The 13,289-nt window shown below is 70.8% G+C and carries 13 protein-coding genes and 1 pseudogene; 9 read left to right on the top strand and 5 right to left on the bottom strand.

The window, feature by feature from the left end; genetic code table 11:
* The coding region (locus ACSNOD_RS03325; RefSeq protein WP_436765185.1) for a helix-turn-helix transcriptional regulator at positions 1–919 on the top strand (919 nt) is incomplete at its 5' end.
* Between the two features lie 122 nt (positions 920–1,041).
* Here the strand turns inward: ACSNOD_RS03325 and ACSNOD_RS03320 are convergent.
* The gene (locus ACSNOD_RS03320) at positions 1,042–1,422 is read right to left on the bottom strand and encodes a winged helix-turn-helix transcriptional regulator (RefSeq protein ID WP_436765184.1); all 381 of its coding nucleotides are present in this window, start codon (positions 1,420–1,422) and stop codon (positions 1,042–1,044) included.
* 205 nt (positions 1,423–1,627) lie between these two features.
* Between ACSNOD_RS03320 and ACSNOD_RS03315 the strand changes: the two genes are divergently transcribed.
* Positions 1,628–2,029 carry a RidA family protein gene (locus tag ACSNOD_RS03315; RefSeq protein ID WP_436765183.1) on the top strand — a complete coding sequence of 134 codons (402 nt, stop codon included), beginning with the start codon at positions 1,628–1,630 and terminating at the stop codon, positions 2,027–2,029.
* A 130-nt stretch (positions 2,030–2,159) separates the two neighbouring features.
* Here ACSNOD_RS03315 and ACSNOD_RS03310 read toward each other — a convergent pair whose 3' ends face one another.
* Positions 2,160–2,606, bottom strand: a complete 447-nt coding sequence (locus ACSNOD_RS03310; protein WP_436765182.1) for a peptidase inhibitor family I36 protein — start codon at positions 2,604–2,606, stop codon at positions 2,160–2,162.
* A gap of 148 nt (positions 2,607–2,754) precedes the next feature.
* Here ACSNOD_RS03310 and ACSNOD_RS03305 point away from each other — a divergent pair, with 148 nt between their 5' ends.
* From ACSNOD_RS03305 to ACSNOD_RS03295, 3 genes and pseudogenes are all read left to right on the top strand, one after another.
* Positions 2,755–4,893: a hypothetical protein gene (locus tag ACSNOD_RS03305; protein ID WP_436765181.1), complete on the top strand. Its 2,139-nt coding sequence runs from the start codon at positions 2,755–2,757 to the stop codon at positions 4,891–4,893.
* A 227-nt stretch (positions 4,894–5,120) separates the two neighbouring features.
* Positions 5,121–5,618 carry a peptidylprolyl isomerase gene (locus tag ACSNOD_RS03300; protein WP_436765180.1) on the top strand — a complete coding sequence of 166 codons (498 nt, stop codon included), beginning with the start codon at positions 5,121–5,123 and terminating at the stop codon, positions 5,616–5,618.
* Positions 5,619–5,655: 37 nt separating this feature from the next.
* A pseudogene (locus tag ACSNOD_RS03295) lies at positions 5,656–6,513 on the top strand (IS5 family transposase).
* 15 nt (positions 6,514–6,528) lie between these two features.
* Here the strand turns inward: ACSNOD_RS03295 and ACSNOD_RS03290 are convergent.
* Positions 6,529–7,389 carry a class I SAM-dependent methyltransferase gene (locus ACSNOD_RS03290; RefSeq protein WP_436765179.1) on the bottom strand — a complete coding sequence of 287 codons (861 nt, stop codon included), beginning with the start codon at positions 7,387–7,389 and terminating at the stop codon, positions 6,529–6,531.
* Positions 7,390–7,664: 275 nt separating this feature from the next.
* Between ACSNOD_RS03290 and ACSNOD_RS03285 the strand changes: the two genes are divergently transcribed.
* Both ACSNOD_RS03285 and ACSNOD_RS03280 read left to right on the top strand, forming a co-directional pair.
* Entirely contained in the window at positions 7,665–8,309 is a 645-nt protein-coding gene (locus ACSNOD_RS03285) for a LysE family translocator (protein WP_436765178.1), read from the top strand.
* 219 nt (positions 8,310–8,528) lie between these two features.
* Positions 8,529–9,389, top strand: a complete 861-nt coding sequence (locus ACSNOD_RS03280) for a class I SAM-dependent methyltransferase (RefSeq protein ID WP_436765177.1) — start codon at positions 8,529–8,531, stop codon at positions 9,387–9,389.
* Between the two features lie 40 nt (positions 9,390–9,429).
* Here ACSNOD_RS03280 and ACSNOD_RS03275 read toward each other — a convergent pair whose 3' ends face one another.
* Positions 9,430–10,068, bottom strand: a complete 639-nt coding sequence (locus tag ACSNOD_RS03275; RefSeq protein ID WP_436765176.1) for a TetR/AcrR family transcriptional regulator — start codon at positions 10,066–10,068, stop codon at positions 9,430–9,432.
* Positions 10,069–10,196: 128 nt separating this feature from the next.
* Here ACSNOD_RS03275 and ACSNOD_RS03270 point away from each other — a divergent pair, with 128 nt between their 5' ends.
* The gene (locus tag ACSNOD_RS03270; RefSeq protein WP_436765175.1) at positions 10,197–11,648 is read left to right on the top strand and encodes an amidase; all 1,452 of its coding nucleotides are present in this window, start codon (positions 10,197–10,199) and stop codon (positions 11,646–11,648) included.
* Between the two features lie 81 nt (positions 11,649–11,729).
* Positions 11,730–12,743: a MerR family transcriptional regulator gene (locus ACSNOD_RS03265; protein WP_436765174.1), complete on the top strand. Its 1,014-nt coding sequence runs from the start codon at positions 11,730–11,732 to the stop codon at positions 12,741–12,743.
* Between the two features lie 99 nt (positions 12,744–12,842).
* Here ACSNOD_RS03265 and ACSNOD_RS03260 read toward each other — a convergent pair whose 3' ends face one another.
* Positions 12,843–13,220 carry a MerR family transcriptional regulator gene (locus ACSNOD_RS03260; protein WP_436765173.1) on the bottom strand — a complete coding sequence of 126 codons (378 nt, stop codon included), beginning with the start codon at positions 13,218–13,220 and terminating at the stop codon, positions 12,843–12,845.
* Between the last annotated feature and the right edge of the window lie 69 nt (positions 13,221–13,289).

The raw sequence follows: 13,289 nt of genomic DNA, 5'->3' as shown, positions 1-13,289 counted from the left end.
GCTCATGCAGGCGCGCGGCCGGGTGACCGCCGCCGAGCTGGCCGGCGAGCTGGAGGTGTCCGTCGCCACCGCTCGCCGGGATCTGGAGGCGCTGTCCGCCGCGGGCATCCCCGTGTACCCGCAGCCCGGGCGGGGCGGCGGCTGGTCGCTGGTCGGGGGTGCCCGCACCGACCTCAGCGGTCTGTCGGCGACGGAGGCGGAGGCGCTGTTCGCGCTCGTCGGCCCGGCCGCGGCCGTCTCGGGAGAGGCCAGGGCGGCCCTGCGGAAACTCGTACGGGCCCTGCCGCGGCCCTTCCGGACCACGGCGGAGGCCGCCGCCGGCGCCACGGTGATCGATCCCGCGCGGTGGGGCGAGCGGGAGCGGCCGCGGCCCGCGATGGTCGACCTGCTGCAGACCGCCGTCGTCCACCGCCGGAAGGTGCGCCTGACCTACACCAACAGCGCCCGGCAGCGGACCGAACGGCTCATCGACCCCTGGGGCCTGGTCGACAAGGACGACACCTGGTACCTGCTCGCCGGGACCACGGAGGGACAGCGGACCTTCCGGGTGGACCGGATCGCCGAGGCGGAGCCGACCGGCGAGCGGGCCGAGCGCCCGGACGACTTCACGCTCGCCACCGCGTGGGAGAGCGTCGTCGGCGAGGTGGAGCAGCGACGCTCGCGCACCTGGGCGACCGTGCTCGTCGCGGCCGGACACGTACCGGTGCTGCGAGATCATTTCGGGCGGCACTGCCACGCCGACGGCGAGCTCGACGACGGGCGGGCCCGGGTCCGCCTCGCCGCGCCGACCCCGCTGGACATCGCCCGACACCTCGCCGGCTGGGGCGCGATGATCGAGGTGCTCGAACCGCGATCCGTCCAGGAGGAACTGGCCCGCATCGGCGCCGAGCTCACCGCCCGCTACGCCGACGGCCACTGACGGCGATCCTTACGGCGATCCCGGCATCGGGCCCGGCCGGGGCCGGGGCCCGGCGGGCCATCGGGCCCTCGGCAGGGGCGGTCGACGCCGGCGGGACGCTGCACGCGCGTGCCGCGTCGCCCTCAGGCCTGGAAGCGGTGGCGGGCGGCCTCGATATCACCGAGGTAGTGGTGGGTCCAGCCGCATATGGCGTCGACCGTGGCGCGCAGGGCGCGGCCCGGCTCGGTGAGGGTGTACTCGACCCGCGGCGGCACGGTGGGGTGCACGGTGCGCTCGACGAGGCCGTTGCGCTCCAGCATGCGCAGGTTCTGGGTGAGCATCTTGTGGCTGATGCCCTCGACCTCGTCGCGCACCTCGCTGAAGCGCAGCGTGCGCTCACCGAGCGCCTCGATGATCAGCAGCGCCCACTTGTTGGCGACGTCGGAGAAGATCTCCCGTGCCAGGGAGTCCGCGCGCCGGAGGTCCGCGTCCTCGGGCGCGCCCGTGAACTGCTTGGTCACCATCAGGTTCCCCAGTCACCGAAAAGTGCGTTCTTCCAGGTCGGCGGACACTCTCCTACGGTTTCCGAGTAACCGCAAGAGAGCACGTGGGGCTCTCGCAGCGGCCGCCACCCCCCGTACGCCCCTGGACGCCCCGACGCGACCGCGACGAGCGGCGATCCCGGGTTCCCTGCCATGACTCGGCTTCCTCACCAGAAGGACAACAACCGTGGCCACGATCGACGTCTTCAACCACAACGTGCCGGCCGAGAGCGACTTCGGCTACTCACAGGCGATCAGGTCCGGAGACCTGATCCACGTCTCCGGACAGCTCTCCCTCGACGAGGCGGGCCACTTCCTCCACGGGGACGACTTCACTGCCCAGCTCGAACAGACCTACGCCAACTGCGACAAGGTCCTGAGCCACTACGGCGCCAGCCGCAACCAGATCATCTCGCAGACGCTGTACGTGGTGCGGTTGCAGCACCATGCCCAAGCCGTGCTGGCAGGGAACCGGGCGTACTTTCGCGGTCACCGCCCGGTGAGCACCGTTGTCGGCATCACCGAACTGACGTTCCCCGGCCAGGCCGTCGAGATCAGCTTCGTGGTCGACACGACGCTGCCCGCCTGACCCGACAGGCGATGGTCGGCCGGCCGCAATCGGCGGCCCCAGGGCAGCGAGGCCGTGGGCGTAAGGACCGCAGGCTGCGACCGTACGCGTGCCCCGGGGGCGGCCTGCCCCCGGGGCACCCGGGTCCGGCTCAGATGCAGACCGCGTCGACGGAACTCATCCTCTCGTTGTGGGCGGGGTGGAGATTGCCTCGCCAGCCGGGCGGCACGGGGCCGAGATACCCGCCCTGGTTGGCGTCCTGGAAGATGTTGATGACCGAAGAGGTCTTGTTCCAGACGGAGGACAGGCGGTCGTTGAAGTCACCGGGGACGTTGTGCCGGCCGCAACTCGGCACGGTCCACATATGCCCCACCCCTTCGAATTCCGTCCAGAAACAGGTCCCGGACCGGCAGTCGTCCCACGCCTGGGCCCGGTAATCGCCCCCGGTGTACTGGTAGACGCCCTCGGTCCCCGGTACGCGGGTCACCCGGGTCTTCTCGGTCGTCTGCGGGTCCGGCGCGGCCACAGCCGCCGGGGCGGCGAGCGTCGCCGTCACTGCGGCGAGAGCCGTCAACACGGTGATCACCTTGGTGCGCACTGGCTGCTCCTCTACTCCTTGGCGAAGAAGCGATGGAGTTTCGACCCTGCGCCTTGCTCTAATTGTCCATCAAGCTTGAGCGGAAAGCGCCCAGGTGAGTGGTGGACAAACCCCGGTTCGAAACTCGCGAAGCACAGGGGGAGTCACGGTGCGTAAAGCCGGAAGACCGCAGGGGCGACTCAAAGGGGAAACGGAGGAGGCGAACGCTTTAGCTCGGTTTGTCCAGGAAATAACCCGCGGGATCACGGTTCGTGGTCTCGCGCAGCGCTACCCCATCGGTAAGACCACCTGGAGCCAGTACCGCTCCGGGGCCCGGGACATCCCGATGCACTGGCTCGAGCGTCTCATCGTGGATCAGGTCCCGGACGAACGGGCACGGACCGTCATGCTGGCCCGCGGCAGGCATCTGCACGCGCAGGCAGTCGAGGCGGCCGAAGGGCTGCGACCCCGGGGCGAGAGCGAATCGGCCGCTCAGCAGGCCCTGACCCGGGCACAGGCCCTGACCCGGGCACACGAAGCACGGCGGCAGGCCGAAGAGAGCCTGGCGGAGGCCGATGAGCTGATCCGGCTCCTGCTCGCCGCCGTGGACCGGCTGAGCGGCCGGCCCGGCGCCGGGCCGGCGGGCGGGGAAGGCGGCGCTGACGCCCTTTCGGCAGTTGACCACCGGGCCGATGGGCAGGCGTCGCCCCTGTCACCGGCTGACCTGCGGGAGCTGAACGTGTGCCTCGCCCGGCTGCGCCGGCTCCGGGAAACCGCCGGGGAGGTCGGCCGGGCGGCGCGCCAGGTACAGGAGAACTGCCGCCATCCGGAGGAGGGAGAGCCGGATCGTTCATGCCCACCGGGGCGCGGCGGGCCCGGCGCCGAAATCGCACTGGTCGACGGAGGCGAAGCGCACTTGCCCGCCCTGCGGCAGGCCGAGACCACTCTGGCGCGGATGCGGACGGAGCTGGCCGTTCAGAGGCGGGAAGTGAGCCGGTTGCTGCCTGCTGTCCCGCGTTCTGCCGTGATTGTCCGCGGGGAGCTGGCCGAAGTCCCGGACAATGGCTCCACCAGCGGCTTCGACTCGCTTGCCCCGGTGCGGATCACCTGGCCACCCCGAGAGGTGCCTCCGCCGCCACGCGGGCGCCACGACATCCGGTACGGCATGGCCGTGCTCACCGCTGTCGCCTTGATCCTGGCGGCCGTGCTGATCAACAACCATCCCGGCGTGCCACCGATGGCCCCGGAAGCCCAGTCTCCGCAGGCAACAGCTCCCCACCGCCCGCCGACGGCCGGCACGCCCGCGAGCCCGCCTTCGGCGGCCCCGAGCACCTCGACGTCCACCACCGGTCCTGGCCGCGCGACCATTCCCGGCCCGCCGTCGCCCCTGGACGCTTCCGGAACACGCGGCAGCACACCCCTCACTTCCGCCACACTCCCACCGCCTGCCACCACGCCACACAGCCCGCCGGACCGCTCCGCCCCCGCCCCCACGGGCAACGCCGTGGCCGCCGCTCCGGTCGGCACGCTGTACGCCCTCACCCAGGGCGACCGCTCGATCCACCAGTGGCAAGGCCGCGGCACGGACTGGAAGCGCATCGGAGGACCGGCCGAAAAGATCCTGGCCGGGGACGCCGGCGTGTTCGCCGTTCACTCCGAAGACCGGCGGCTGCTCGGCTACACCGGAACCCCCGGAAAATGGACGACCATCAGCGAGCCGGGAGCCGAATTCGCCCTCAGCCGTGGCCACCTTTACCGACTGGCCGCGGATCGCAGCGGCGTACATCAGTGGGACGGCACCGGAACGACCTGGACTCAGATCGGCGGACCGGCCGCACACCTCTACGGCGGGGGAGCGGGACTGTTCGCCACCCACCCCCGCGATGGACGCATCTTCCGCTACACCCCCGAAACCGGAGCCTGGGACTACACCGGCAGCGCCGGCGCGGACTTCACCGTGACCGACACCCATCTGTACGGACTCTCCCCCGACCGCAGCATGATCTTTCAATGGAACGGCGGCGCAAGCGCGAATTGGACCCGCATAGGAGGCCCCGCGCGCAATCTCTACGCAGGACCGGCCGATGTGTTCGCCACCAGCCCCGACCGTGGCGCCCTGCTGCGCTACACCCGCACACCGGAATTCTGGGAAACCGTCAGCGAAGCGGGCAGTGACTTCGCCATCAGCGCCGACCATATCTACCGCCTGTCCCCGACACGCGACGCCATTTACCGGGCGCCCAACAACGACCCCACCCAGTGGCAGAAAATCGGCGGCGCGGCACTCTCCCTGACCGTCAGCAGATAGCCCCGGTACGTTGACGACGCGGAATCTCGGACCGGCACGGAGAAGTGAGCGTCGGTCGGCTCGGCGACAGGCCGGCCACGGAGGGGGCATGCGCACAGCAGCGGCGCCACGCCGTAGATGCGGCCTAAGGCGTGTCTCTTTGACATGCTGACCGTGCGGTGCAGTCGAGCGTCACTAGATCGTGTCCGTTCAGCCCGATTGACTCGTCGGCGTGCCATGATCGCGCCATGGCCAGCAACCCTAAAACGTACTTCGACATCTCCATCGACGGTAAGCCTGCGGGGCGGATCGAGTTCAAGCTCTACGCTGACGTCGTTCCCAAGACCGCGGAGAACTTCCGCGCACTGTGCACCGGCGAGCACGGCTTCGGCTACGCGGGCTCCACGTTCCACCGCGTGATCCCGCAGTTCATGTTGCAGGGCGGTGACTTCACCAACCACAACGGCACCGGCGGCAAGAGCATCTACGGCCCGAAGTTCGCCGACGAGAACTTCCAGATCAAGCACACCCGTCCGGGCCTGCTCTCCATGGCCAACTCCGGGCCTGACAGCAACGGCTCGCAGTTCTTCATCACCACCGCTCGCACCTCCTGGCTGGACGGCAAGCACGTTGTCTTCGGCGAGGTCACCGACGGTTACGACATCGTGCAGAAGATCGAGTCCTTTGGCTCGGACAGTGGCAGGACCTCAAAGAAGATCGTCATCGATGACTGCGGGCAGCTCTGAGGCGTGTCTCTGCGAGGTGCTGAGCAGTTGATCGGATATGTCTGTCCGGTTGGTGATCAGTGATGTGATGTGGGACCGGATCAAGCCGCTGTTGCCGGCTGATCCGGTCCGTGGGCGGCGGTGGGCCGACCATCGCCGCACCCTTGAGGCGATCGCGTGGAAATATCGCACCTGTTCACCGTGGCGGGACCTGCCAGAGGAGCTTGGCGCGTTCCAGACCGCGCACAAGCGGCTCCTTCGGTGGGCTGTCGACGGCACCTGGCATAAGGTCCTCTCTGCCCTCTTGGCCGTGGCGGATGCCGGTGACGACATCGGCTGGACCGTCTCGGTCGATTCGACGATCTGCCGGGCTCACCAGCACGCGGCGGGGGCTCGCAAAGGGCGAGCGTGACCGCGGGGAGCCCGTCGACCACGCCCTGGGACGGTCCCGCGGCGGCCTGAGCACCAAGGCCACCTCGCCAGTGACAACCAGGCCCGTCCGTTGGCGATCATCGTGACCGCCGGGCAGGCCGGTGATGCTCCCGCATTCCCGGCCGTGATGGGCGCGCTCCGGGTGCCCCGCACCGGACCTGGGAGGCCGCGTACCCGGCCGGACAGGGTGATCGCGGATCGCGCGTACTCCTCCCGTGCGATCCGTTCCCACTTGCGGGATCGCCACATTCGGGCGGTCATCCCGCAGCCAGTGGACCAGGTCCGACACCGGCTGCGGCGGGGCTCCCGCGGCGGCCGACCGCCCGGCTTCGACACCGAGGCTTACAAGGAACGGAACGCCGTCGAGCGGTGCATCAGCCGCCTGAAGCAGTGACGCGGCCTAGCAATGCGCACCGACAAACTCGCGATCGCCTACCAGGCCGCACTTCACCTCGCGGCCATCCTCATCTGGGCCCGCAAATGACCAAGGAGACAGGCCCTAGCCGTGCGCCGGCCCCGTCCCCGCGCTCACCTCCGCCGTGACCTGGTAGTAGTCCAGCAACCCCTCCTCGTAGGCGACCAGAAAGTTCCGTGACCACGTTCCCGCGTAGCCCGCGGTGTCCAGCCAGCGGTCCCACCCCGGCCATACGTGGCGGCCGATCGACTCGGCCCGTACGGCGTTCAGCCCGGCGTCCCGCAGGGCGCCGGTCAGCAGGTCGAGCGGGTGGGCGATGTCGAGGCCGCCCGCGAAGCTGTCCAGCAGGCGCGCCAGTCGTCCGGTCGTGCCGGGGGTGTCGTCGGGCGGGAAGAACCCGGCCAGCACCAGGCGCCCGCCGGGGCGCAGCACCCGGGCGGTCTCGCGGGCGAACGCCGCCAGGTCGCGGAAGTGCTGGGCGGCCTCGACGCTGTAGACGCCGTCGAACTCCTCGTCCGCGAAGGGCATGTCCTCGGCCGCCCCCTGCCGGAAGCGCAGCCGGTCGGGGTGGTCGGCCAGCAGCCGACTGTTCTCGCGGGCGGCCCGCTGGAGCTGCTGCGGGTGGATGTCCATGCCGGTGACGTCGCCGAAGGCGAACTCCTCGACGGCGAGCGCGCAGCCCAGGCCCAGGCCGCAGCCGACCTCCAGGACCCGGCTGGACGCCGGGCCCGCCGCCGCGCCGCCCCGCTCCGCGAGCGCCGCCAGCACGTGAACGTACATCTGCCGCTGGCTGCGGACCCGGTCCGCGGTGGTCAGCGGACGATCCAGATCGATGTCGTCCCAGCGGCCGAAGTTGATGAACCCGCCGCCGAACGCGGGGAAGGAACTGAGATCGGTCGGGCCGTACACCTCGCCGACCGCGGGCGGGATGGGTTCGGTGGTCATCGGTGGCCTCACCTCTCTGCCATGGGGACGCATCTGCCGCGCCAAGCCGGTCCTGAGCAAGTCCCGGATGACGTACGTGCTCATGGAGCGCAGCTTCCCGGCCGGAGCGCGAGCGCTCAAGACGGCACGCGGCGTATCCTGATGCAGGCGATGCAGGCGATGCAGGCGATGCAGGCGATGCAGGCGATGCCGATGCGTCGCAGCCGCCCGTCGGAGCCGGGCGGCTGTCCCACTCCGGGCGCCAGGTGCCCGGCGAACGATCAGGAGTTGACCAGTTGATCAGTCTGGCCGCGGTGGGGGGAGTGGCCCTGGTCGAACTGGGCATGGCCCTGACTCCTGGACCGAACATGATCCACCTCGCCTCGCGCGCGATCACCCAAGGCCGCAGGGCGGGCCTGGTCAGCCTGAGTGGGACCGCCGTGGGATTCCTGTGCTACCTCCTGGCCGCGGCCGCGGGCCTGTCCGCGTTGTTCGCCGCCGTGCCGCTGGCCTTCACGGTGGTCAAGCTCGCCGGGGCCGCCTACCTGGCCTATATGGCCTGGGACATGCTCAAGCCCGGTGGCCGCTCGCCCTTCGCCCCGGCCCAGGACCTGCCCCCGGTCTCCGACACCCGCCTGTTCTCGATGGGGCTCCTGACCAACCTGCTCAACCCCAAGATTGCCCTCATGTACGCCGCTCTTCTGCCCCAGTTCATGGACCCGCAGGCCGGCCCGGACTGGGCGCAACTGCTCCAGCTCGGCGGTGTGCAGATCATCGTGGGGATCTCTGTGAACGCTCTGATCATGCTGGGCGCGGCACGGGTGTCGGGGTTTCTGGCCGCTCGGCCCCGCGTGATGACCGCTCAGCGGTTCGCGTCAGGCGGCTTGCTCGGACTCTTCGCACTGCGCACCGCCCTGTCCCGTACGCCCGCCTCGGCCTGAGCCGCGCCTGCGCGCCTGTCCTACCGGTCCCGCTGAGAGCGGTCGAACACGTCGCGCAGGTCGCCGACGCGGTCGTGGGACGGCACCGACCCCGCCGCCGGCGCCTCCCGGGCCTGTCCGGCCGTACGGGGGAGCCCACCGGCCCGGCTCCCGCCCGCACCGCTTCCGGCCGGTTAGCATCCGCGACGGGGGCGGACCGGGGACGCGACGGAGGCCACCATGCAGCACCAGCAGACGCATCGGACACCCCCCGACCCACGCCTGCTGACGAACCGTTCCCGGCTCGGCCACCAGGTGCGGTACGCGCTGACGCACCCCCAGCGGGTGGCGCCCCACCTGCGGCGGGCTGCCCGGAACGCCCGGCTGCGCCTGAAACACCGGGGCGACCACATCGCGTACTACCGGGCCGTGATGGCGTCCGACACCGCCCGCAGCCCCGAGGCGGCGGTCGGCGGCCGGCCGTCGCACGCGCGCTGGCTGGCCATCGGGCAGATGCAGTACGACTACCTCGTCGAGCACGGCCTGCGCCCCGAGGACCGGATGCTGGAGATCGGCTGCGGCAACCTGCGCGCCGGGTGGCGGTTCATCGAACACCTGGAGCCCGGCCACTACTACGGGATCGACATCTCGCCCGACATCCTCATCGAGGCCAAGAAGACCGTCGTACGGTACGGGCTCCAGCGGAAGCTGCCGTATCTGACGCCCGTCGACAATCTGACGCTGGACTTCCTGCCCGACGACTGGTTCACGGTGGTCCACGCGCACAGCGTGTTCTCCCACTCGCCCCCGGAGATCATCGACGAGTGCCTGGCGCACGTCGGCCGGGTGCTGGCCCCCGGCGGCTTCTTCGACTTCACGTACGACCGCACCGAGGGCCACGAGCACCAGGTGCTGGGCGAGGACTTCTACTACCGCACGGAGACGCTGCTGCGGCTGGCCGAGAAGCACGGCCTGGCCGCCCACTTCATGGACGACTGGGAGCGGCTGCCGCACGGCCAGTCCAAGCTCCGCGTCACGCACCCGGCGACACCGGCACCGACGGGATCGGCGCCGACGGGATCGGCACCGACCCGGCGTTGAAGCGCGTACGTCGTGCTGGACGGCGCGATGGCGGCCGCGCTCAGCGCGCAGTCGGTTGCGGTGGCCCGTCCGGGCTGCCGCAACGGGAGCCGTGCCGATCCAGGATCGCCTCGACGGTCCGCATCAGCCGATCCCCCGCCCGATCGATGCTTCCGTTCTGCGTGCTGACCTGCGCGCCTTCGAGTACGAAGGTGATCTCGGCCGCGGCCTGCTCGGCATCGGGCAGCCCGGCCGCGGCGCACATGCCGACCAGTCTGCGGGTCTGGCGGGCCTTGTGCTCCTCGATCACTTGCCGTGCGGGATGGGAGCGGTCGGGCAGCTCCGCGAGGGAGTTGATGAACGGGCAGCCCCGGTGCGAGATCGCCGGGAGTCCCTCGGCGATGAAGCGGGCCAGGCCGAGGATCTGCTCCCTGGGCCGGCCGGGGTGTTCGGCCTCGACCCGGTCGAAGGCCGCCTGGTAGTCGGCGGCGACGATCCGCAACCACTCCGCGACCAGCGCGTCCTTGGTCTCGAAGTGCCGGTAGATCGCCATCTTGGTGGTCTCGGCCCTCTCGGCGATCGCCTGGACGCCGACCCGCCGGATTCCCTCGCTCTGGAAGAGCTCTTCCGCCGCGTCGAGGATGCGCTCACGGGGCGGCAGTTTCGCCACCCTGCTCGGCCTTCTGGCGGTCGCTGCCATGACTTCTCCGTGACGTCCGGTCCGGTGTGGGCCCCCACACCCACTGCTACGGTACCAGTCCGTTCCATGCGATACCGTTGGGTCTCATCAGAGACCCAACGGTATCTTTCGAGCTGCTGGGAGTGACCGTGAGAATGTCCGAGTACGTGAGCTTCGACGCGGTCGGGCTCGCGGAGCTGATGGCCAAGGGCGAGGTGACCCCCGCCGAAGTGGAAACAGCCGCGCGCGAGGCCGCGCAGGCCGTCAATCCGCAGATCAACGCCATCGTGGAGACATGGCCGGCCGACGACGCGCCCACCCCCGGCAGCACACCGCTGGCCGGGGTCCCCTTCCTGATAAAGGACATCGCGGTCGCCATGGCCGGGCGGCGAATGGAGCTGGGCAGCCGTCTCGCACGCGGCAACGTCGCCGGCTCCGACTCCTCCCTGATGCTGCGCTTCCGCCGTGCCGGCCTCGTGACGTTCGGGCGCACCGCGACACCGGAGATGGCCTACAGCATCACGACGGAACCACTGCTGTACGGCGCGACCCGCAACCCGTGGAACCTCAAGCGGAGCGCGGGCGGGTCCAGTGGGGGCGCGGGCGCGGCCGTCGCCGCCGGTGTGGTCCCGATCGCGCACGCCACCGACGCCGCCGGCTCGCTGCGCATCCCCGCCGCCTACAACGGCCTCTTCGGGCTGAAGCCCACCCGCGGCCGGGTCTCCATGGGCCCCGGCGTCGACGAGGTCTTCAACGGCCTGGCCGTGCACGGCAGCGTCAGCCGCACGGTACGCGACAGTGCGGCGCTGCTCGACCAGATCCGCGGCCCGGAACCGGGCGACCCCTACTTCGCCCAGCAGCCGTCCCGGCCGTACGCACAGGAAGTCACCCGCCCCCCGGGCCCGCTGCGGATCGGCGTCCTCACCCAGGCGTGGGGCGGGCGCCGCACCACCCCACCCGTGGCAGACGCGCTCTCTCGCACCGTGCGTCTGCTCGAATCCCTCGGCCACCGGGTGGAGGAGGCCGAGGTCGGGCTCGGGGCCGACTGGGAGGAGTTCATCCTGGCCAACGCCCGGCTGATGACGGCGAACCTGGCGGCCCAGGTCGACGAACTGGCTGCCGCCTTCGACCGGCCCGTCGACTCCTCGACCCTCGAGCCGCTCACTCTTGCCGGCTACCACTACGGACAGCGGGTCAGCGGCCCCCAGTTCGTCGCCGCTCTCACGATCCGGAACCGGGTCGCTCGAAGCCTGGCACGGTACTTCGACGCCCACGACATGCTGCTCACCCCGACTCTGCCGGAACTGCCCGTGCCCCTGGGCGCCTATGACGAGGGCGCGGAGGCGCTGGACGGCCTCGGCTGGATCGACTGCATCAACGACCGCTCACCGTTCACCATGGCGTTCAACGTGGCGGGCGTGCCCGCCATGTCCGTGCCCATGACGGCCGACGCCGAGACGGGGCTCCCGATCGGCATGCAGTTCGCCGCCGGTTACGGACTCGAAGGCCGCCTGTTCCGCCTCGCCGGACAACTCGAACAGGCAAGTCCCTGGTCGGGGCGAACCCCCAGGGTGTGGGCAGGGAGCCCCACCGGCCCCTGAGGAGCGCTCCTGATCCGGCGGGCCCGCTTGACCCGTCCCCCAAGGTCCGGGTTTAGCGTTCCGGTCGACGAGGAGGTGCACATGCGTGCTGGTGAGGCGGCCGCGGCCGCCGGCGTGACGATCAAGGCGCTGCGCTACTACGAGGAGTGCGGTCTGCTCAGCCCCGGCCGTACGGCCAACGGCTACCGCGACTACACCGCGGAGGACGTCCGGCTGGCGGAGGAGATCCGCGGCCTCGGGGCGCTCGGCCTCACTCCCGCGGAGACCAGGCCGTTTCTCGCCTGCCTGCGTGCGGGCCACGAGGAAGGCGACCACTGCGTGGAGTCCCTGGCCGCCTACCAGCAGAAGATCGAGGCGCTCGACCTCCTCATCAACCGGCTGACCCACAGCCGGAACCAGCTGATCCGCCGCCGGGACGCGGCGCCCCGGCGAGGTTTTCCCTCTACCTCCGAGACATCGGCGACCGCATCAACGGTCACCGAACCAGCGAAGGAGCCCGACACCATGCTGCCCAAGGCCGACCCCCTGCCCTCCGGCCTCCCGGCCCCCGTGGACGACGGCGCCGCCGCCCACCTCCCGGGCCGTACGCTCCCCGCCCTGTCGTTCACCGGCACGGACGGCAGCGCCATACGCCTGGACGCGGTCTCCGAAGGCCGCTGGGTGCTCTTCCTCTACCCCCTCACCGGGGACCCGGCCGCCGACATCCCGGAGGGCTGGAACGAGATCCCCGGCGCCCGCGGCTGCAGCCAGGAGGCGTGCAACTTCCGCGACAACCTGGACGCCCTACGAGCCGAAGGCGTCGACCGCGTCCTCGCCCTGTCCTCGGACCGGGCCGACTACCAGCAGGCGCTCGTGGACCGCCTGCACCTGCCCTACCCCATGCTTTCCGACCCCGGACTCACGCTCGCCGACGCCCTGACGCTCCCCACGTTCGAGGCGGACGGCCAAACGCTCTACCGGCGGCTGACCCTCGTACTGCGCGGCGCCACCATCGAGCACGTCTTCTACCCGGTCTTCCCGCCGGACACCCACGCCGACGAGGTGGCGCGGTGGTTCCGCGACCACCGCGACCACCGCGACGACCGCGACGCGTAACCGCGTCGACCGAAGACCGCCGTACGAGCCGTGGCCGCGCCGACGGGCGCCGGCGGCCGGGTCCGGCTCACGGCCGGCATCACCTTGCGTGCTGCTGCGTCAGTCGGCGGGCGCTGCCGCGTTCGCCGCCGCCTTCTCCGTGGCGGCGATCGTCCGGCGCAGAAGGCGGCGCGCGGCCTCCAGCTCGGCGGCCCGCTCGTCGAGGACGTTCAGCTGGTCGCGGAGGCTGGTGAGAACGCCGGGACAGGGGCGCAGCCTCGCCTCGTCGAAGGTGCAGGGCAGGATCTGGCGGATGACGCGCGTGGGCAGGCCGGCGGCCAGCAGGGCGCGGACGCGCCGCACGGTCTCCACCGTCCGGTCGTCGTACTCCCGATAGCCATTGGCCCGGCGCTCCGACTGGATCAGCTCCATCCGCTCGTAGTAGCGCAGCAGGCGCTCGCTGACGCCGACACGACGCGAGAGCTCTCCGATCAGCACCGACCGGCTCCTTCCGACTTGACCTTCCCACGGTGTCAGGGAGCAACAGTGGGCGGGTCGGCCGCATTC

This window comes from Streptomyces sp. URMC 123 (assembly GCF_051386515.1).
Classification (GTDB): Bacteria; Actinomycetota; Actinomycetes; order Streptomycetales; family Streptomycetaceae; genus Streptomyces.
The sequence above is the reverse complement of the archived record's forward strand: the minus strand, read 5'-3'. Positions and strand labels throughout refer to the sequence as shown.